Origin of the sequence: Streptomyces sp. R302 (assembly GCF_012927245.1) — a bacterium.
Classification (GTDB): Bacteria; Actinomycetota; Actinomycetes; order Streptomycetales; family Streptomycetaceae; genus Streptomyces.
The window spans coordinates 543,091-562,440 of the sequence record NZ_JABBGE010000004.1; the positions used below are offsets into that span (position 1 = coordinate 543,091).

Sequence of the window (19,350 nt, forward strand, 5' to 3'; positions counted from 1 at the left end):
GTGGCGCGCGGACGCCAGGAGCGGCAAGATCGTCGGCCGTCTCGGAGCCGTGCCGCCCGCCGCGTCAGCCCAGCACGTCCGACAGGTCGTACGAGACCGGCTCGTCGAGCTGCGCGTAGCCGCAGGACTCCGGGGTGCGGTCCGGGCGCCAGCGCTTGAACTGCGCGGTGTGCCGGAAGCGGTCGCCCTCCATGTGGTCGTAGCCGACCTCGCAGACCCGCTCCGGCCGCAGCGCCACCCACGACAGGTCCTTCTTGCCGGACCAGCGGCTCGGCGCGCCCGGCAGTCGGGCCCCCTCGTGGGCGGCCTCCTCGGCCCAGGCCGCCCACGGGTGCCCGTCGGGCGGGTCCATCCGCAGCGGCTCCAGCTCCTCGACCAGCTCGGCCCGCCGCTCGGCGGTGAAGGCGGCGCAGACGCCGACGTGCTGGAGGGCGCCCCTCTCGTCGTACAGGCCGAGGAGGAGCGAGCCGACGACGGGGCCGCTCTTGTGGAAGCGGTATCCGGCCACGACGACGTCGGCGGTCCGCTCGTGCTTGATCTTGTACATCAGCCGGGCGTCGGGCCGGTAGGGCAGGTCGAGCGGCTTGGCGATCACGCCGTCGAGCCCGGCCCCCTCGTACTGCTCGAACCAGTGCGCGGCCACCTCCGGGTCCCGGGTGGCGGGGGCGAGGTGGAGCGGGGCGGTGGCGCCGGCGAGCACCCGCTCCAGGGTCGCGCGCCGCTCGGCGAGCGGGGTGTCGAGGAGGGCGTCGTCGCCGAGGGCGAGCAGGTCGAAGGCGACGAAGCGGGCCGGGGTGGCCCCGGCGAGCATCCGGACCCGGGACGCGGCCGGGTGGATCCGCTCGCTGAGCCGGTCGAAGTCGAGCCGCCCGTCGTGCTCGACGACGATCTCGCCGTCCACCACGCACCGCTCCGGCAGCCGCTCCGGCAGGGCCTCGACGAGTTCCGGGAAGTAGCGGGTGAGGGGCTTGCCGGTACGGCTGCCGATGACGAGCTCGGGGCCGTCGCGGTGGACGATCGCCCGGAAGCCGTCCCATTTCGCCTCGTACTGCATCCCCGGGGGGATCTTCTTCACGGCCTTGGCGAGCATCGGCTTCACGGGCGGCATCACCGGCAGATCCATGGGGTCGATTGTCCGGTATGCGGCAGATGTCGGCGAGCCCTAGGGTGGCGGTCATGGCAGGCAAGACGGCAGCGGTGGAGGTGGAGGCCGGCGGGCGCACCGTCCGCGTCTCCAACCCGGACAAGGTCTACTTCCCGGAGCCCGGCTACACCAAGCTGGACCTGGTGAACTACTACCTCGCCGTCGGCGAGGGCGTCACCCGCGCCCTGCGGGACCGGCCCACCACCCTGGAGCGCTACCCGGACGGGGTGGCGGGGGAGTCCTTCTTCCAGAAGCGGGCCCCGAAGTACCTGCCCGACTGGATCCCCACCGCGCACATCACCTTCCCCAGCGGCCGCTCGGCCGACGAGATGTGCCCCACCGAACCGGCCGCCGTGCTCTGGGCGGCCAACCTCGGGGCCGTCACCTTCCACCCCTGGCCGGTGCGGCGCGGCGACACCGACCACCCCGACGAGCTGCGGCTCGACCTCGACCCGCAGCCGGGCACCGACTACGCCGACGCCGTCCGCGCCGCCCACGAACTGCGCGCCGTCCTCGGCGAGTACGGGCTGCGCGGCTGGCCCAAGACCTCCGGCGGACGCGGCCTGCACGTCTTCGTCCCCATCCGCCCCGACTGGACCTTCGTCCAGGTGCGGCGGGCCGCCATCGCCTGCGGGCGGGAGCTGGAGCGGCGGATGCCGGACCGGGTGACCATGAAGTGGTGGAAGGAGGAGCGCGGCGAGCGGATCTTCGTCGACTACAACCAGACGGCCCGCGACCGCACGATCGCCTCCGCCTACTCGGTACGGCCCCGGCCGCACGCCCCGGTCTCCGCCCCGCTGCGCTGGGAGGAGGTCGACGACGCGGTGCCGCGGGACTTCGACATCCGCACCATGCCGGCCCGGTACGCCGAACTGGGCGACGTCCACGCCGACATGGACGACGAGCGCTTCGACCTGGAGCCGCTGCTGGAACTGGCCCGGCGCGACGAGGCCGAGCACGACCTCGGGGACCTGCCCTATCCGCCGGAGTACCCGAAGATGCCCGGGGAGCCGAAGCGGGTCCAGCCGAGCCGGGCGAAGAAGCCGGAAGGGGAGAAGCCGGAAAGGGAGAAGCCGGAGGGGAAGGATTCCGGCGCGCCCGACGCGCCGCATTGATCGGACGTTGACGGTGTGTTTAGCGGCCCCCGGCAGGGTGGAGCCATGCAGACCGAGACCGCAGTCCTGACCTTCCCGGCCCCCCGCCCCGCCGCCGACCTCGCCTGGCGCGAGGACGCGCTGTGCGCCCAGGCCGGGCCCGAGTTCTTCTTCCCCGCCCCGGGCTCCTCGACCCGCGAGGCCAAGCAGCTCTGCGGAGCCTGCGAGGGGCGCGTGGCCTGCCTGGAGTACGCGCTCGCACACGACGAGCGGTTCGGCGTGTGGGGCGGGCTCTCCGAGAAGGAGCGGCTCAGGCTGCGGCGTACGCAGAACTCCTGAACCGCTCCGGGGGTACGACCGTTCAGCGCGCGGCGCGGGCGGCCATCCGGGCCTTGCGCGCGGCGAGCTTCTCGTCGAACTTCGTGGCCTCCGTGTCGAGCCCGTTCATGTAGAGGCCCAGCTCCTCCTGGGCGCGCAGCCCGTCGGGGCCGAGGCCGTCGAGCTCCAGGATCCGCAGGTGGCGGATGACCGGGGCCAGGACGTCGTCGTGGTGGATGCGCAGGTTGTAGACCTCGCCGATCGCCATCTGCGCGGCGGCGCGCTCGAAGCCGGGGATGCCGTGGCCGGGCATCCGGAAGTCCACGACCACGTCCCGCACGGCCTGCATCGCCAGGTCGGGGGCGATCTCCAGGGCCGCCTTCAGCAGGTTGCGGTAGAAGATCATGTGGAGGTTCTCGTCGAGCGCGATGCGGGCGAGCATCCGGTCGCAGACGGGGTCTCCGGACTGGTGGCCGGTGTTGCGGTGCGAGATGCGGGTGGCGAGCTCCTGGAAGGACACGTACGCCACGGAGTGCAGCATCGAGTGGCGGTTGTCCGACTCGAAGCCCTCGCTCATGTGCGACATCCGGAACTGCTCCAGCTTGTCCGGGTCGACGGCGCGGGAGGCGAGCAGGTAGTCGCGCATGACGATGCCGTGCCGGCCCTCCTCGGCGGTCCAGCGGTGCACCCAGGTGCCCCAGGCGCCGTCGCGGCCGAAGAGGCTGGCGATCTCGTGGTGGTAGCTGGGGAGGTTGTCCTCGGTCAGGAGGTTCACCACGAGGGCGATCTTCCCTATGTCCGTGACCTTGGACTGGGCCGGGTCCCAGGCCTCGCCGTCCTCGAAGAAGCCCGGGAAGTTCCGGCCGTCCGACCACGGCACGTACTCGTGCGGCATCCAGTCCTTGACGACCTTGAGGTGCCGGTTCAGCTCCTTCTCCACCACCTCTTCCAGCGCGTACAGCAAGCGCGCGTCGGTCCACCCTGCCGAGCTGCCGAGGGGGGGAGAGGTGAGCGTCACGGGGACTCCTGGGGACGGAGAAAGGGCAAACGGAACTACCTACGGACTCGTAGGTTACGAGACCGTAGGTTAAGGCTCCGTAAGGGGTCGACCAAGCCCCTCTCGAACGTTGTCCGGTTACGTTCCGTTATGTTCGCAGCTCGGGCCGGGAAAAGAGACGCAGGTCACCTCGGTGGTGGTCACCCGTGAACAACTGATCGGCTACTCAGAGCAGATGATCGGCGGCCCCGGACTTCACCGCGGAGATCAGTGCGCGGGAGGTGTTGGTGCCGTCCATGGTGGGGGTCCTTCACGGGTCCTGGGCTGTCGAGCGGATGAACGCGCGGGAGTCGGCGGTGGACAGGGCGAGTCCGCGCAGCCGCCCGAGCAGCCCCCGGTACCGGCGCGGACGCACAGCTGGACGACTTTCCGGCCCCGGGGAAACCCCCGGCGGCGAAGGGGGTGACCCACACTGCGACGGTCGTCCGCTCGGACTGCTCCAGGATGTGCTCCAGCTGCGCGCGGCCACCTTCGGGCCGCCGAACCGCATGCGCAGCGCCGCCTCGTGGATCACCGCCTCGTACGGCACCGGCCGGTCCAGGACCTCCTGCCGGCGCAGCCGCAGCGCGAGCCGCGCCTCCAGGTCGGGCTCGGGCAGCGGCGGGGCGGCGGTGCCGAAGGACGCCCGCGCCTGCTCCTCGGTCTGCAGGATTCCCGGTACCTCCCACCAGCCCCGGTCCCGGTCCCGCTCCTGCGCCATGGCGGCGAGCAGGTCGACGAGCCCCGTGTCGGGGCAGCCGTAGTCGAAGGCCAGGGTCCGCACCCGCTCGGGGCTGATGTCGAAGCGGCCGGACTCGATGTGGGGGATGCGGGTGCGGTCGACCCCCGGGAGGGCGGCGGCCCGCTGGGCCGACATCCCCGACTGTTCGCGCAGCTTGCGCAGTGCTGCCCTGAACCGCTGCTGGCGCGCGGTGGGGCCGGCCCTGGGCGGCACGTCGTTCTCCTCGTCCTGCCGGGCGGCCCCCTGCCGCCCCCGTTCCGGCGCCGCCGGAGCACCTCGGCTACGCGATGCTGCTCCCCGGTGGCGCCTCCTGCGCGGGCCTCGCCCGCCGGGCCGTCGACGGCCTCCTCATCCGACACGGTCTCGCCGAGCTCCGCGACACCGCCCGCCTTGCCGTCTCCGAACTCGTCGCCACCGCCCACCGCTTCACCCCCGACCGGGAGACGGCGCTGCGCGTCCGCCGGCAGTACGACGCCCTGCGGATCGTCCTCCACGACCAGCATCCGGCCCACGCGCGGCCGGACGAGGCCGAACGCTGCCGCGACCGCCGCAGCATGTGGCCGCTGGGCGCGGCGGTCGGGGAACAGGGCGGCGACTGGGGCCTGGCCCCCGCCCTCACCGCGGACGGCGGGACCAAGTCCTGGGCCTTTCAGCACCGTTGATGACGACGGTGCCGTGCTGACCGCATCAGCGTTCCGTCGACAGTGACGACGCCCGAAGCTCCTCCGCCGACGTCGGCCGCAGGCGGCCGTCGAGAAGCACCCGGCGCGTGATCCCCAGCGACTCCAGGAACGTCAGGTCGTGACTGGCCACGACCAGCGCCCCCTCGTACGCGTGGAGGGCCGCCGTCAGCTTCCGCACCGACGCCAGGTCCAGATTGTTCGTCGGCTCGTCGAGCAGCAGCAGCTGCGGAGCCGGCTCCGCGAGCAGCAGCGCCGCGAGCGTGGCCCTGAACCGCTCGCCGCCCGACAGGGTGCCCACGCGCTGATCCGCCCGGGCGCCCCGGAACAGGAACCGCGCGAGCCGCGCCCTGATCGCGTTCCCCGACGCCGCGGGCGCGAACCGGGCGACGTTCTCCACGATGCTCAGCCCGTCGTCCAGGACGTCGAGCCGCTGCGGCAGGAAACGGAGCGGCACCAGCCGCTCCACCTCCCCCGACACCGGCTCCAGTTCGCCCGCGACCGTCCGCAGCAGCGTCGTCTTCCCGGCCCCGTTGCGGCCCACGAGCGCGACCCGCTCCGGACCCCTCAGCTCGAAACCGCCCTCGACCCGGGCGCCGTACCGCAGTTCGAGGTCCGTGAGCCGCAGCACCTCGCGGCCCGGCGGCACCGAGGTGCGCGGCAGCTCGACGCGGATCTCGTCCTCGTCCCGCACCGCCTCCACCGCCACGTCGAGCCGCTCCCGCGCCTCCGCGAGCCGGTCCGCGTGCAGATTGCGGTGCTTGCCCGCCGACACCTGCGCCTGGCCCTGTCGGGTGTGCGCCACCACCTTCGGCACGGCCTTGTTCTCGAAGCTCTTCTGCGCGTACCGCCTGCGGCGCGCCAACTTCATCTGGGCCTCGGACAGTTCCCGCCGCTGCCGCTGCACGTCCGCCTCGGCGACCCGCACCATCCGCTCCGCCGCCTCCTGTTCGGCGGCGAGCGCCTCCTCGTACGCCGAGTAGGGACCGCCGTACCAGCTCACCGTGGTGTCGTGGAGGTCGGCGATCCGGTCGACCCGCTCCAGGAGCTCCCGGTCGTGGCTGACCACCACCATCACCCCGGACCAGCGCTCCACCGCCTCGTAGAGTCGTGAACGGGCGTACAGGTCCAGGTTGTTGGTGGGTTCGTCGAGCAGCAGCACGTCCGGCCGGGCCAGCAGCAGCGCGGCGAGCCGGAGCAGTACGGACTCGCCGCCGGACACCTCGCCGACCGTGCGGTCCAGGCCGATCGCGCCGAGCCCGAGCTGGTCGAGGGCGGCGCGGGCCCGCTCCTCCACGTCCCAGTCGTCGCCGATCACGGCGAAGTGCTCCTCGGCGGGATCCCCGGCCTCGACGGCGTGCAGCGCCGCCCGCTTCCGGTCGATCCCGAGGATCGCGTCCACCCGCCGGCCGGTGTCCAGGACCAGGTTCTGCGGCAGGTAGCCGATCTCGCCGGACGCCGTCACGGCGCCGCCGGTGGGGGTGAGCCGCCCGGCGAGCAGCCGGAGCAGCGTGGACTTCCCCGAACCGTTCGTACCGACCAGGCCGGTGCGGCCGGGGCCGACCGTCACCCTGAGGTCGTCGAAGACCTCGGTGCCGTCGGGCCAGGAGAAGGAGAGCGAGGTGGCGGAGAGGAAGACAGGCTGAGATGACATGAGGGCCTCCGGTGCGTGCCGCGAGCACGGGTGTGAGCGTGGGCGTGGTGCGACGCGTGGAGACACCGGGGCGCGGGCAGCGTGGGGAACGGCTCGTCCACCGAGGTCGAGAACGGCGCGCAGGGCACGGGGGCCACGCGCGGCACGGTGTCTCGGGACCTCAGATGAACAACGTTCCTTCTCCGATCGGGAGGCGATGCGACCCGTCGACCGTAGAAGCCGCCCGGTGGGGAGGCAAGCGAATTAGGGAAGCCGGACTACGGCAACTCGCCCAGGAGCTCGGCCAGGTCCCGGTCCCAGTCCAGGTACTGGTGCTCCCGGCCGGCCGGCACCAGGTGCTGCGAGCGCTCCAGGAAGCGGCGCAGCTCGGAGGTGCGCACATGGACCATCGCCACGCCCTCCGGGGCGTGGAACTCGACCACCGTGCGGTCGTAGCCGTACGGACGCAGCCGTACGTCGCCGTCGCCGGCGGGCCGCTCGACCCCCTGGGCCAAGAGCTCACGGGCGAAGGCCCACGAGACCTCGACGCCCTCCAGGGTCGCCGGCGGCGGGAAGGCCATGCTGACCGCGTACGGGTCCTCACGGTCGTAGCGAAGGGTGGCGGGGACGGTCTCCATCCGGGGAGCGGAAGCGACCAGACGGGCCTGGACGGGCTGCTCGATCACGGCGGACACGGCGGACTCCTCTCGCGCGGTTGTGATCCTGAGCGTCTCCCCGACACCAGGGCACCTGACACCCATGAAGACGAGCGGAACGGCCGGAACGTGCACCCACCCCCCACGTGAGGTGCGTCACCGGAGGGGAGAGAAGTGGTTCAACGGTCCTCGGCCACGTCGTCGTCCGGCTCCGCGCACGGCCCCGAGTGGTCGCAGTACGGCTGGTTCGCCGAGGCCCCGCAGCCGCAGAGCATCACCCGCGTCTCGTGCCGGGCGCCCCGCGCGCCCACGACGAGCAGGTCGCCGCGCATCACCAGCTGCCCGGACGGCGAGCGCCGCACGGTGGTGGGCGCGTCCGGCGTCTCCTCCGCGCCGCCGCCCTGCGGCGGGTGGTACCGGAGCGCGCCCGAGGGGCAGCGCCGGATCACCTCGGCGACCCGCTCCGGCGTGGCCGCGTCCGGCAGCACCCACGGGCGGCGGGCGAGGTCGAAGACCTCCGGCAGGCCGTGGACGCACTCGGCCGCGTGCAGACAGCGGCGCGGCTCGAACGTGACGGTGATGCCCTCGCCGTCGTACTCCTTCAGCCGCGGCTTCTCGGCGATCGGGGTCTCCGGTCCCGGCTCCGCTGTTCCCTCGGTCATGCGCCCAGCCTAGGAACGCCCGGTACGCCCCGCACCCCGGCGGGCGCGACGGGGTCTGCGGGGTCTGCGGGGTCCGGGAGGCCCTCTGGACGGGCCGGGCCGCCGCCGCTAGCTTCCGGCGCCATGACACCTGTGCGAAAGATGCGTACGACGCGACGCACGACGAGGGCGGGACTGGCGGGAATGACGGGACTGCTGGGGGCGGCGCTGGCGCTCGCCCTCGCGGCCCCCGCGCGGGCCGGGGCGACCCCCACGGCCCCCGCCACTCACACGGCTCACACGGCCCCCACGGCTCTCGCGGCCCCCAAAGCCCCCAAAGCCCCCACGACCGTCGCCTCCGCGGACGCCTGGCAGCTCACCCCCACCGGCACGGACGTCCGCTTCCGTGGACTGGCGGCCGTGGACCGGAGCACCGCCTGGGCCGCCGGATCCAAGGGCACCGTCCTGCGCACCACCGACGCCGGCCGCAGCTGGCGAAACGTCTCGCCGCCCGGCGCGGAAGGCCTGGAGCTCCGGGACGTCGAGGCCTTCGACGCCCGCCGGGCCGTCGTCCTCGCCATCGGCGAGGGCGAGGCGTCCCGGCTGCTGCGCACCGAGGACGGCGGCGCCACCTGGACCGAGGCCTTCCGCAACACCGACCCGCGCGCCTTCTACGACTGCGTGACCTTCCTCGACCGCCGCCACGGCCTCGCCCTCAGCGACCCGGTCGACGGACGGTTCCGGATCCTCGCCACCCGCGACGGCGGCCGCAGCTGGGAGGTCCTGCCGGACTCCGGGATGCCGGCCGCCCTGCCCGGAGAGGCCGGTTTCGCCGCGAGCGGGCAGTGCCTGGTCACCGCCTCCGGCGGCGGGAAGGACGTCTGGTTCGCGACCGGCGGCGCCGCCACGGCCCGGATCTTCCACTCAGCGGACCGGGGCCGCACCTGGACCGCCACCGACAGCCCGGTCCCGGCCGGCGACCCCGCCCGGGGCGTCTTCGCACTCGCCTTCCGCGACCGCCACCACGGTCTCGCGGTCGGCGGCGACTACCGCGCCGGGCAGCCCTCGCCGCGGGCCGCCGCCGTCACCGGCGACGGCGGACGCACCTGGTCCCCGGCCGGCACGCCCCCGCCCGCGTACCGCTCCGGCGTCGCCTGGCTGCCGCACTCCCGCACCGCGGCCCTGGCCGTCGGCCCGACCGGCACCGACCTCACCCGGGACGGCGGCCGGACCTGGTCGACCGTCGACACCGGCTCGTACGACACCGTGGACTGCACCCCGGACGGCGGTTGCTGGGCCTCCGGCGAGAAGGGCCGGATCGCCCGGCTCGCCCGGGGCTGACGGACCGGGGCCGGCCGGGGGTCAGGCCGGCGGCTGCTCGCGGTAGCCGGCCAGGCCCTCGACCGTCTTCGACGCGTAGAACTCGGTGATCCGGTAGGCGCACACGCCCTCGGCGCTGAAGGGGTCGGCCGCCGCGATCCGCTCGATCGCGGCCCGGTCGACCCCGGCCGCCAGGATCACCCCGCCGTCGCGCGGGTTCTTCCGCCCGGACGCCAGGAACACGCCGGCGGCGTACTGCTCGTCCAGCCAGTCGATGTGCGCGTCCATGAGGGCGTCCGCCCGCTCGACGGGCGCGGTGTAGGTCAATTCCAGTACGAACATGCGTGCAAGGCTACCGGCGGTGCCCGGCCGGGCCGTTCACTCCCCGAGCGCCGCCGCGGCCGGCTCGAAGCGGTGCGCGGTGGGCTTGAGCTCCTCGTACAGGTGGCCGAAGTACGCGGTGTCCGCCGTGCCGGTGAGCACCGCGTGCAGGAAGGCCGCGCAGCCCGGGCCGTGCCGCTCCCAGAGCGGGCCGCGGCCCTCGTTGTAGAGCACCGGCCAGGTGTCGGGGTGGCTGCCGGGCCGCACCAGCCAGTACAGGAAGGCCCCCGAGCCCTCCTCGTACGCCCACGGCACCACGACCGCGCCGGGCTCCTCCAGCTCCTCGGGGCACTCCTCGCCGATCTCCCACAGCGACTCCAGGATCTCGTCCCGTTCCTCCCGCTGCGCGAGCAGGTCGTCGTGGGGGCGGCCCGCGTCCGGGGCGAGCAGCCACACCGTCTCGTCGAAGACGCCGCAGCCGTACGTCTCCACCAGCCGCTTGTAGTCCCCGGGGAGCGGCATCCCGAGGGCGCGTTCGGCCGCCGCCCAGTCCACGGCGGGCGGCGCCTCGGCGGGCGGCGGACAGAGGCGTACGAGCGCGTCGATCGAGGTCACGGCGGGCACGGTATCCGACGCCGCCGCCGTAGGCTGGCCCGCATGGGGATCATCGGGGTTCCGGCGGGATGGCCCGCCGACGAGGCGGCGGCGCTGGACGTCCAGCGCGCCCTGCGCGGACGGCTCGTGCTCGACGAGGACGGGCCGGCCGTGGGGGAGGGGCACGTCACCGGACTCGACGTGGCCTACGACGACGAGCGGGACCTGGTCGCCGCGGCCGCCGTGGTCCTCGACGCCGGATCGCTGGAGGTGGTCGAGGAGGCCACCGCCGTCGGCCGGGTCTCCTTCCCTTACGTACCGGGCCTGTTGGCCTTCCGGGAGATCCCCGCCGTGCTCGCCGCCCTGGACGCGCTCACCGCCGACCCGGGGCTGCTGGTGTGCGACGGGTACGGGCTCGCGCATCCGCGCCGCTTCGGTCTCGCCTCCCACCTCGGGGTGCTCACCGGACGGCCCGCGATCGGCGTCGCCAAGAACCCCTTCGCCTTCACGTACGAGCAACCCGGCGCCGCCCGGGGCGACTTCGCGCCGCTCCTCGCCGAAGGGCAGGAGGTCGGGCGGGCGTTGCGCACCCGGCGCGGGATCAAGCCCGTCTTCGTCTCCGTCGGCCACCGCGTCTCCCTCGACAACGCCTGCGCCCACACCCTCGCGCTCTCCCCGCGCTACCGCGTCCCCGAGACCACCCGGCACGCCGACGCGCTCTGCCGGCGCGCGCTCAAGGAGGCGCGGGCGGCTGAGTAGCGGCTGAGTACCCGTACGGATGCCCGCTGTCAGACCCCCACGGCACAGTGGGCTCCATGACAACCCCCGTCACCACGGGCGCCGGCCGTCGCTCCGGCGACCGCGTGCTGCCCGCCGTCCTCGCCGTCGCGGCGCTCTCCGCGCTCGCCTGGACCTGCGCCATCCTGTACGTGCTCGCCGACTGGACCACCGGATGAACGGGCGGCTGCGCTGCGTCGTGCTCGACTGCCCCGACGCCTTCGGACTCGCCGGTTTCTACCGGGAGTTGCTCGGCGGCGAGGTCGAGTCCCCCGACCCGGCGCTCGCCGTCGGCGCCGGCTCCGCCGTGCTGCGCGACGCGCACGGACCGGTCCTCGCCTTCCAGGACGTCGCCGACCACCAGCCGCCCGTGTGGGGCGCCCCGGAGCAGCAGTTCCTGCTCGACATCCGGGTCCCGGACCCGGACGCGGCCCACGAGCGGGTGCTCGCGCTCGGAGCCGTACCCCTCGGCGACGCGGGCGAGGCGGGCGGCGCACCGCTGTGGCGGGTCTACGCCGACCCGGCGGGGCACCCCTTCCGGCTCATGGGGCCTTGAGGCCCGGGGCGGAGCGCCTCGACGCCGCCGCCTCCCCGCGGCGCTTCGAGCGGGTGCGGGGCGGGAAGGATGTCCGGATGGACCTGCACGCCACCTCACGACGACGACTCGTCTCCTCCGGCTCCCCGCTCGAACCGGAGATCGGCTTCTCCCGCGCGGTACGGCTCGGCCCGTACGTCTCCGTCGCCGGTACGGCCCCGATCGCGCCCGACGGCACCACCGCCGCGCCCGGAGACGTCTACGCCCAGACCGTCCGCTGCCTCGACATCGCCGAGGCCGCCCTGCGGGAGGCGGGCGCCGTGCTCGCCGACGTCGTCCGCACCCGCGTCATGCTCACCGACGCCACGACCTGGCGCGAGGCGGCCCGGGCCCACGGCGAGCGCTTCGCCGGCGTCCGGCCCGCCTGCACCTTCGTGGAGGTGTCCCGCTTCATCGACCCCGCCTGGCTGGTCGAGATCGAGATCGACGCGGTCGTCGCCGAGGCCGGCGCCCCCGACATGATCGGCTGGTGAAGCACACCCCCGGGTGACCGGGCCGGGCGCGCGCCGCACCGGCGCTACTCCGTGTGCGCCACCCGGAAGCGCAGCCCCGCCGCCCGCAGCCGGGAGATCAGGGCGTCGCCCATCGCCACCGCCGTCGTGACCTGGCCCGCCGTCTTCGGCAGCGGGTCCAGGGCGAGGCAGAGGGCGGACTCGGCGAGCATCTTCGCCGTCTCGTCGTAGCCGGGATCGCCGCCCGACACCTCCGTGAAGACCCGCCGTCCGCCGCCCTCGCCGACGAAGCGGACCGTGAACCAGCTGCGGGCGCGCCGCTCGGCCGAGGGGCCGGAGCCCGCCGCGTAACGGTCCATCAGCCACCGGCGTACGGGCGGCACTTGGGCCGTGACGAGGGTCGCGGCGAGCGCCGCCGTGCCGCCGAGGGCCATCGGCAGCGTCCGCACCGAGGCGTAGTGGCGGTAGCGGAAGTCGGGGCCGTACCGTTCGAGCGCGGCGGCCGAGCGGGCCACGACCCGCGGGTCCAGGGTGGGCAGCGGCAGCGCCCAGGTGCCGGTCTCGGTGCTGAACCGGGGCCCGCCCAGCGGCGCGTGGGCCCGCCGACCCACCAGGCGGGGCGCGTGCAGGCGGCGTTCGCGGGCGGCCCGCAGCGTCTGCGGGCCGCGCCCGAAGGCGGTCAGCGCGGAGGCGACGGTGCCGCCGGAGAAGACGGCGCCGGCCCGGACGAAGCCGTCGATCCGCAGCGGCACGCCCTCGGGCAGCTGCCCGACGGTGAAGAGCACGCCGAGGTCGTGCGGGACGGAGTCGAAGCCGCAGGCGTGCACGATCCGGGCGCCGGTCTCCCGGGCGCGGGCGTCGTGGCGGACGTACACGAGGTCGACGAACTCGGGCTCGCCGGTCAGGTCCAGGTAGTCGGTGCCGGCCTCCGCGCAGGCCGCGACCAGGCCCTCGCCGTACCAGACGTACGGGCCGACGGTGGAGGCCACCACCCGCGCCGACTCGGCGAGCGCCCGCAGCGAGGCGGGGTCGCCGGAGTCGGCGGTCAGCAGCGGCAGGCCGGCGAGGTGCGGCCGGCCGGCGGCGAGCCGGTCCCGGAGCGCCGCCAGTTTCGCGGGCGAGCGGCCGGCGAGCGCCCAGCGGCACCCGGCGGGGGCGTGCTCGGCCAGATACTCCGCGGTGAGCTCGCCCACGAACCCGGTCGCGCCGTAGAGGACCACGTCGTACGGCCGCCCGACCCCACTCCGCCCGGACTCCACCGCATCCTGCCCGGACTCCCGCCCGGGTCCTCTTCCCGCGCCCGCCCCTGTCTCCATCGAGCCCCACTCCCGTCCCTCGGCGATGTCGTCGGCGGAGGATAGCGGACCCGCCCGCCCCGTCGAATTTCCAAGCGCTTGCTCGGCCGGGGGGCTTGTGCCGAGTGGAACACGTTCCTAGCATCTCTGGTGTTACATCATTGCTGTCACATACTCTGGGGGCTCGATGAAGACGACGCAGACCGAGCGGACCGGCCCGCTCGCCGGTGTCCGGGTCGTGGAGCTCGCCGGCATCGGCCCCGGCCCCTTCGCCGCCATGCTCCTCGCCGACCTCGGCGCCGACGTCGTCCGCGTCGACCGGCCCGGCGGCCCCGGCCTCGGCGTCGACCCGGCCAAGGACCTCACCAACCGCAACAAGCGCTCGGTCCTCGTCGACCTCAAGGCCCCGGACGGCCCCGCGGCCGTCCTCGACCTCGTGGAGCGCGCCGACGTCCTCATCGAGGGGTACCGGCCCGGCGTCGCCGAACGCCTCGGCGTCGGCCCCGAGGCGTGCCTCGCCCGCAACCCCCGGCTCGTCTACGGCCGGATGACCGGCTGGGGCCAGGACGGCCCGCTCGCCCCCACCGCCGGACACGACATCGGCTACATCGCCGTCACCGGCGCCCTCGGCCTCGTCGGCCCCGACCCGGACGGCCCGCCGAGCATCCCGGCCAACCTCCTCGGCGACTACGCGGGCGGCTCGCTCTACCTCGTCGTCGGCGTCCTCGCCGCCCTCCAGCACGCGCGGACGCACGGCGAGGGCCAGGTCGTCGACGCCGCCATCGTGGACGGCACCGCCCACCTCACCACCATGATCCACGCGATGCTCCTGGCCGGCGGCTGGCAGGACCGGCGCGGGGTGAACCTCCTCGACGGCGGCTGCCCCTTCTACGGCGTGTACGCGACCTCCGACGGCGGCCACATGGCGGTCGGCGCCCTGGAGGAACGGTTCTACGACGAGTTCGCCCGCCTCCTCGGCCTCGCAGAGGCCGGTACCGGTGCCGAGGCCGGTGCCGGTGCCGGTTCCGACGCCACCGCCCTCCGCCGCGACCTCGCCCGCTGGCCCGAGCTGCGCGAGGCCGTCGCCGCCCGCTTCCGGAGCCGTACCCGTGCCGAGTGGACCGAGGTCTTCGAGGGCAGCGACGCCTGCGTCGCCCCCGTCCTCTCGCTCCGCGAGGCCCCCGGCCACCCGCACCTCGCGGCCCGCGCCACCTTCGCCGAGCACGGCGGACTCGTCCAGCCCGCGCCCGCGCCCCGCTTCTCCGCCACCCCCGGCACCCTGCGTACCGGCCCCGCCCTGCCCGGCGCCGACACCGCCGAGGTCGCCCGCGACTGGGCCGTACCCGCCCTGCACCCCGCCCAGGACGTCCCGCCCACCCAGGAGTCGAAGACCGCATGAAGCGCACGCTCTACACCGAGGACCACGAAGCCTTCCGGGCGGTCGTCCGCACCTTCCTGGAGAAGGAGGTGCTGCCCCACTACGCGCAGTGGGAGAAGGACGGCATCGTCTCCCGCGAGGCCTGGCTCGCCGCCGGCCGCCAGGGCCTCCTCGGGCTCGCCGTCGAGGAGGAGTACGGCGGCGGGGGCAACCCCGACTTCCGGTACGCCTCCGTCCTCGCCGAGGAGTTCACCAGGGCGGCCGCCCCCGGCCTCGCCATCGGCCTGCACAACGACATCATCGGCCCCTACCTCACCAAGCTCGCCACCGACGAGCAGAAGCGGCGCTGGCTGCCCGGCTTCTGCTCCGGTGAGATCGTCACCGCCATCGCGATGACCGAGCCCGGCGCCGGCTCCGACCTCCAGGGCATCCGTACGACCGCCGAGGACCGCGGCGACCACTGGGTCCTCAACGGCTCCAAGACGTTCATCTCCAACGGCATCCTCGCCGACCTGGTGATCGTCGTCGCGAAGACCACCCCCGAGGGCGGCGCCCACGGCCTCTCCCTCCTCGTCGTCGAGCGCGGCACGGAGGGCTTCGAGCGCGGCCGGAACCTCGACAAGATCGGTCAGAAGTCCCAGGACACCGCCGAGCTGTTCTTCCACGACGTCCGCGTCCCCAAGGAGAACCTCCTCGGCGAGCTGAACGGCGCCTTCGTCCACCTGATGACCAACCTCGCCCAGGAGCGCCTGGCCATCGCCGTCGCGGGCATCGCGGGCGCCGAGCACCTCCTGGAGCTGACCACCCGGTACGTGAAGGAGCGCGAGGCCTTCGGCCGGCCGCTGGCCAGGCTCCAGCACGTGCGCTTCGAGATCGCGGAGATGGCCACCGAGTGCGCCGTCACCCGCACCTTCGTCGACCGGTGCATCGCCGAGCACGCCGACCCGACGGGTCTCGGCCTCGACCCCGTCAACGCCTCCATGGCCAAGTGGTGGGCGACCGAACTCCAGAAGCGGGTCGCCGACCGCTGTCTGCAACTCCACGGAGGATACGGCTACATGAGCGAATTCCCGGTGGCCCGCGCCTTCACCGACGGCCGCATCCAGACCATCTACGGCGGCACGACGGAGATCATGAAGGAGATCATCGGCCGTTCCCTCCTCGGCTGACCCCCGACCTCCCGGCATATCGAGAACCCGGCTTATCGAAAACCCTCACCGCGAAAGGCTTCCCGTGAGCACCGAAGCGTACGTGTACGACGCGATCCGCACCCCGCGCGGACGCGGCAAGGCCAACGGCTCCCTGCACGGCACCAAGCCCATCGACCTCGTCACCGGCCTGATCCGCGAGATCCAGCGCCGCAACCCGAGCCTCGACCCGGCCGCCATCGACGACATCGTCCTCGGCGTCGTCGGCCCGGTCGGCGACCAGGGCTCCGACATCGCCCGCATCGCCGGCATCGCCGCCGGCCTCCCCGACACCGTCGCCGGCGTCCAGGAGAACCGCTTCTGCGCCTCCGGCCTCGAAGCGGTCAACATGGCCGCGATGAAGGTCCGCTCCGGCTGGGAGGACCTCGTCCTCGCCGGCGGCGTCGAGTCGATGTCGCGGGTCCCGATGGCCTCCGACGGCGGCGCCTGGTTCGCCGACCCGATGACCAACCTGGAGACGAACTTCGTCCCGCAGGGCATCGGCGCCGACCTCATCGCCACCATCGAGGGCTTCACCCGGCGCGACGTCGACGAGTACGCCGCCCTCTCCCAGGAGCGTGCCGCCACCGCCTGGAAGGAGGGCCGCTTCGGCCGCTCCGTCGTGCCCGTCGTCGACCGGGCCGGGCTGACCGTCCTCGACCACGACGAGTTCATGCGCCCCGGCACCACCGCCGACTCCCTCGCCAGGCTGAAGCCGTCCTTCAAGGACATCGGCGAGCTCGGCGGCTTCGACGCCGTCGCGCTGCAGAAGTACCACTGGGTCGAGGAGATCGACCACGTCCACCACGCCGGCAACTCCTCCGGCATCGTCGACGGCGCCTCCCTCCTCGCCGTCGGCTCCCGGGAGGTCGGCGAGCGGTACGGGCTGACGCCGCGCGCCCGGATCGTCGCGGCGGCCGTCTCCGGATCCGAGCCCACCATCATGCTCACCGGCCCCGCCCCGGCCGCCCGCAAGGCGCTCGCCAAGGCGGGCCTGACCATCGACGACATCGACCTCATCGAGATCAACGAGGCCTTCGCCGCGGTCGTCCTGCGCTTCGTCAAGGACATGGGCGTCTCCCTGGACAAGGTCAACGTCAACGGCGGCGCGATCGCCCTCGGCCACCCGCTCGGCGCCACCGGCGGCATCATCCTCGGCACCCTCGTCGACGAGCTGGAGCGCCAGGACAAGCGCTACGGCCTCGCCACCCTCTGCGTCGGCGGCGGCATGGGCATCGCCACCATCGTCGAGCGCGTCTGACCTCCCCGTCCGCACCCTCATACCGGCATACCGGCCATCGGAGAAGCATCAGTCATGAGCGAGAGCACCACCATCCGCTGGGAGCAGGACGCCACGGGGATCGTCACCCTCGTCCTCGACGACCCGAACCAGTCCGCCAACACCATGAACCAGGCGTTCCGCACGTCGATCATGGCCGTCGCCGACCGCCTGGAGGCCGAGAAGGACTCCGTCCGGGGCGTCATCTACACCTCCGCGAAGAAGACCTTCTTCGCCGGCGGCGACCTCAAGGACATGATCCAGGCGGGCCCCGAGCACGCCCGGTCCATCTTCGAGGCCGCGATGGACATGAAGCGCGCCCTGCGCCGCATCGAGACCCTCGGCAAGCCGGTCGTCGCCGCCCTCAACGGCGCGGCCCTGGGCGGCGGTTACGAGATCGCGCTCGCCTCCCACCACCGGATCGCGCTCGACGCGCCCGGCTCCAAGATCGGCCTGCCCGAGGTCACCCTCGGCCTGCTGCCCGGCGGTGGCGGCGTCACCCGCACCGTCCGCCTCATGGGCATCACCGACGCCCTCCTCAAGGTCCTCCTCCAGGGCACCCAGTACGCCCCGAAGCGCGCCCTCGACAGCGGTCTGATCCACGAACTGGCCGCCACCCCGGAGGAGATGATGGCCAAGGCCATCGCCTTCATCGACGCGCACCCGGAGTCGGCCCAGCCCTGGGACGTCCCCGGCCACAAGATCCCCGGCGGCACCCCGTCGAACCCGAAGTTCGCCGCCAACCTGCCGGCCTTCCCGGCCAACCTGCGCAAGCAGCTGAACGGCGCCCCCTACCCGGCCCCGCGCAACATCATGGCCGCCGCCGTCGAGGGCTCCCAGGTCGACTTCGAGACCGCGCAGGTCATCGAGTCCCGGTACTTCACCGAGCTGGTCACCGGCCAGACCGCGAAGAACATGATCCAGGCCTTCTTCTTCGACCTCCAGGCCGTCAACTCCGGCGCCAGCCGCCCCAAGGGCGTCGAGAAGCGCCAGGTCCGCAAGGTCGCCGTGCTCGGCGCCGGCATGATGGGCGCGGGCATCGCCTACTCCTGCGCCCGCGCCGGCATCGAGGTCGTCCTCAAGGACGTCACCGACGAGGCCGCCGCCAAGGGCAAGGCGTACTCGGAGAAGCTCTGCGCCAAGGCCGTCTCCCGGGGCCGTACGACCCAGGAGAAGGCGGACGCCCTCCTGGCCCGGATCACCCCGACCGCCGACCCGCAGGTGCTGGCCGGCTGCGACGCGGTCATCGAGGCCGTCTTCGAGGACACCGCGCTCAAGCACAAGGTCTTCCAGGAGATCCAGCACGTCGTCGACGCCGACGCCCTGCTCTGCTCCAACACCTCCACCCTCCCGATCACCGTCCTCGCCGAAGGCGTCGAGCGGCAGGCCGACTTCATCGGCCTGCACTTCTTCTCCCCGGTCGACAAGATGCCGCTGGTCGAGATCATCAAGGGCGAGCGCACCGGCGACGAGGCCCTGGCCCGCGCCTTCGACCTGGTCCGCCAGATCAACAAGACGCCGATCGTCGTCAACGACTCGCGCGGCTTCTTCACCTCGCGCGTCATCGGCCACTTCATCAACGAGGGCGTGGCGATGGTCGGCGAGGGCATCGAGCCCGCCTCCGTCGAGCAGGCCGCCGCCCAGGCCGGCTACCCGGCGAAGGTCCTCTCCCTCATGGACGAGCTGACCCTCACCCTGCCGCGCAAGATCCGCAACGAGACGAAGAAGGCGATCGAGGACGAGGGCGGCACCTGGGTCAGCCACCCCGGCGAGGTCGTCATCGACCGCATGGTCGACGAGTTCGGCCGCCCCGGCCGCAGCGGCGGCGCGGGCTTCTACGACTACGACGAGTCCGGCAAGCGCGCCAAGCTGTGGCCGGGCCTGCGCGAGCACTTCACCAAGCCCGGGTACGAGATCCCCTTCCGCGACATGCAGGAGCGGATGCTCTTCTCCGAGGCCCTGGACACCGTCCGCCTCCTGGAGGAAGGCGTCCTGACCTCGGTCGCCGACGCCAACATCGGCTCCATCATGGGCATCGGCTTCCCGGCCTGGACCGGCGGCATCCTCCAGTACATCAACGGATACGAGGGCGGCGTCGCCGGCTTCGTCGCCCGCGCCCGCGAACTGGCGGAGACGTACGGCGAGCGCTTCGCCCCGCCGGCCCTCCTGGTGGAGAAGGCCGAGCGCGGCGAGACGTTCACGGACTAG

21 protein-coding genes are annotated in these 19,350 nt (G+C 73.4%); 12 read left to right on the forward strand and 9 right to left on the reverse strand.

Annotated elements, in window-relative coordinates; translation table 11 throughout:
- Positions 1-64: 64 nt before the first annotated feature.
- Positions 65-1,123 carry an ATP-dependent DNA ligase gene (locus HHL19_RS15480; RefSeq protein WP_169089795.1) on the reverse strand — a complete coding sequence of 353 codons (1,059 nt, stop codon included), beginning with the start codon at positions 1,121-1,123 and terminating at the stop codon, positions 65-67.
- Positions 1,124-1,176: 53 nt separating this feature from the next.
- On the opposite strand from HHL19_RS15480, the gene ligD reads away from it, so the two are divergent.
- Both ligD and HHL19_RS15490 read left to right on the forward strand, forming a co-directional pair.
- Positions 1,177-2,259: a non-homologous end-joining DNA ligase gene (gene ligD / locus HHL19_RS15485; RefSeq protein ID WP_169089797.1), complete on the forward strand. Its 1,083-nt coding sequence runs from the start codon at positions 1,177-1,179 to the stop codon at positions 2,257-2,259.
- A 45-nt stretch (positions 2,260-2,304) separates the two neighbouring features.
- Positions 2,305-2,577: a WhiB family transcriptional regulator gene (locus tag HHL19_RS15490; RefSeq protein WP_169089799.1), complete on the forward strand. Its 273-nt coding sequence runs from the start codon at positions 2,305-2,307 to the stop codon at positions 2,575-2,577.
- A 22-nt stretch (positions 2,578-2,599) separates the two neighbouring features.
- Here HHL19_RS15490 and HHL19_RS15495 read toward each other — a convergent pair whose 3' ends face one another.
- Positions 2,600-3,574: an acyl-ACP desaturase gene (locus tag HHL19_RS15495; RefSeq protein WP_169089801.1), complete on the reverse strand. Its 975-nt coding sequence runs from the start codon at positions 3,572-3,574 to the stop codon at positions 2,600-2,602.
- A 289-nt stretch (positions 3,575-3,863) separates the two neighbouring features.
- Positions 3,864-4,547, reverse strand: a complete 684-nt coding sequence (locus tag HHL19_RS15500; RefSeq protein WP_346768355.1) for a Scr1 family TA system antitoxin-like transcriptional regulator — start codon at positions 4,545-4,547, stop codon at positions 3,864-3,866.
- 74 nt (positions 4,548-4,621) lie between these two features.
- Here HHL19_RS15500 and HHL19_RS15505 point away from each other — a divergent pair, with 74 nt between their 5' ends.
- Positions 4,622-4,996 (forward strand): ATP-binding protein, encoded by a 375-nt coding sequence (locus tag HHL19_RS15505; protein ID WP_240981605.1) that lies wholly within the window; start codon positions 4,622-4,624, stop codon positions 4,994-4,996.
- 25 nt (positions 4,997-5,021) lie between these two features.
- Here HHL19_RS15505 and HHL19_RS15510 read toward each other — a convergent pair whose 3' ends face one another.
- The 3 genes from HHL19_RS15510 to HHL19_RS15520 form a co-directional block, all read right to left on the reverse strand.
- Positions 5,022-6,668, reverse strand: coding sequence for an ATP-binding cassette domain-containing protein (locus HHL19_RS15510; protein ID WP_169089802.1), 1,647 nt, complete (start codon positions 6,666-6,668; stop codon positions 5,022-5,024).
- A gap of 257 nt (positions 6,669-6,925) precedes the next feature.
- Positions 6,926-7,342: an SsgA family sporulation/cell division regulator gene (locus HHL19_RS15515; RefSeq protein WP_169089803.1), complete on the reverse strand. Its 417-nt coding sequence runs from the start codon at positions 7,340-7,342 to the stop codon at positions 6,926-6,928.
- A 140-nt stretch (positions 7,343-7,482) separates the two neighbouring features.
- Positions 7,483-7,965 carry a (4Fe-4S)-binding protein gene (locus HHL19_RS15520; protein ID WP_169089809.1) on the reverse strand — a complete coding sequence of 161 codons (483 nt, stop codon included), beginning with the start codon at positions 7,963-7,965 and terminating at the stop codon, positions 7,483-7,485.
- Between the two features lie 183 nt (positions 7,966-8,148).
- On the opposite strand from HHL19_RS15520, the gene HHL19_RS15525 reads away from it, so the two are divergent.
- Complete coding sequence (locus tag HHL19_RS15525) at positions 8,149-9,285, forward strand: oxidoreductase (RefSeq protein WP_169089811.1); 1,137 nt, start codon at positions 8,149-8,151, stop codon at positions 9,283-9,285.
- A 21-nt stretch (positions 9,286-9,306) separates the two neighbouring features.
- On the opposite strand, the gene HHL19_RS15530 is transcribed toward HHL19_RS15525, so the two are convergent.
- Positions 9,307-9,606 carry a YciI family protein gene (locus tag HHL19_RS15530; RefSeq protein ID WP_169089812.1) on the reverse strand — a complete coding sequence of 100 codons (300 nt, stop codon included), beginning with the start codon at positions 9,604-9,606 and terminating at the stop codon, positions 9,307-9,309.
- A 36-nt stretch (positions 9,607-9,642) separates the two neighbouring features.
- The gene (locus HHL19_RS15535) at positions 9,643-10,200 is read right to left on the reverse strand and encodes an SMI1/KNR4 family protein (RefSeq protein WP_346768356.1); all 558 of its coding nucleotides are present in this window, start codon (positions 10,198-10,200) and stop codon (positions 9,643-9,645) included.
- Between the two features lie 42 nt (positions 10,201-10,242).
- Between HHL19_RS15535 and HHL19_RS15540 the strand changes: the two genes are divergently transcribed.
- The 4 genes from HHL19_RS15540 (at position 10,243) to HHL19_RS15555 (ending at position 12,024) form a co-directional block, all read left to right on the forward strand.
- Positions 10,243-10,938 (forward strand): endonuclease V, encoded by a 696-nt coding sequence (locus HHL19_RS15540; RefSeq protein ID WP_169089814.1) that lies wholly within the window; start codon positions 10,243-10,245, stop codon positions 10,936-10,938.
- Between the two features lie 56 nt (positions 10,939-10,994).
- Positions 10,995-11,135: a hypothetical protein gene (locus tag HHL19_RS15545; protein WP_169089816.1), complete on the forward strand. Its 141-nt coding sequence runs from the start codon at positions 10,995-10,997 to the stop codon at positions 11,133-11,135.
- A complete protein-coding gene (locus HHL19_RS15550; RefSeq protein WP_169089818.1) occupies positions 11,132-11,512 on the forward strand; it encodes a VOC family protein in 381 nt (126 codons plus the stop codon). The genes HHL19_RS15545 and HHL19_RS15550 overlap by 4 nt, the downstream gene beginning before the upstream one ends.
- A 77-nt stretch (positions 11,513-11,589) precedes the next feature.
- On the forward strand, positions 11,590-12,024 hold the full coding sequence (locus HHL19_RS15555; protein ID WP_169089820.1) for a RidA family protein: 435 nt from the start codon (positions 11,590-11,592) through the stop codon (positions 12,022-12,024).
- Between the two features lie 44 nt (positions 12,025-12,068).
- Here the strand turns inward: HHL19_RS15555 and HHL19_RS15560 are convergent, their stop codons facing one another.
- Positions 12,069-13,262 carry a saccharopine dehydrogenase NADP-binding domain-containing protein gene (locus tag HHL19_RS15560; RefSeq protein ID WP_346768357.1) on the reverse strand — a complete coding sequence of 398 codons (1,194 nt, stop codon included), beginning with the start codon at positions 13,260-13,262 and terminating at the stop codon, positions 12,069-12,071.
- A gap of 223 nt (positions 13,263-13,485) precedes the next feature.
- Between HHL19_RS15560 and HHL19_RS15565 the strand changes: the two genes are divergently transcribed.
- The 4 genes from HHL19_RS15565 (at position 13,486) to HHL19_RS15580 (ending at position 19,350) form a co-directional block, all read left to right on the forward strand.
- Positions 13,486-14,697 (forward strand): CaiB/BaiF CoA-transferase family protein, encoded by a 1,212-nt coding sequence (locus tag HHL19_RS15565; protein WP_169089824.1) that lies wholly within the window; start codon positions 13,486-13,488, stop codon positions 14,695-14,697.
- Positions 14,694-15,845 carry an acyl-CoA dehydrogenase family protein gene (locus tag HHL19_RS15570; protein ID WP_169089826.1) on the forward strand — a complete coding sequence of 384 codons (1,152 nt, stop codon included), beginning with the start codon at positions 14,694-14,696 and terminating at the stop codon, positions 15,843-15,845. The genes HHL19_RS15565 and HHL19_RS15570 overlap by 4 nt, the downstream gene beginning before the upstream one ends.
- 64 nt (positions 15,846-15,909) lie before the next feature.
- A complete protein-coding gene (locus HHL19_RS15575; RefSeq protein WP_169089828.1) occupies positions 15,910-17,124 on the forward strand; it encodes an acetyl-CoA C-acetyltransferase in 1,215 nt (404 codons plus the stop codon).
- A gap of 54 nt (positions 17,125-17,178) precedes the next feature.
- On the forward strand, positions 17,179-19,350 hold the full coding sequence (locus HHL19_RS15580; protein ID WP_169089830.1) for a 3-hydroxyacyl-CoA dehydrogenase NAD-binding domain-containing protein: 2,172 nt from the start codon (positions 17,179-17,181) through the stop codon (positions 19,348-19,350).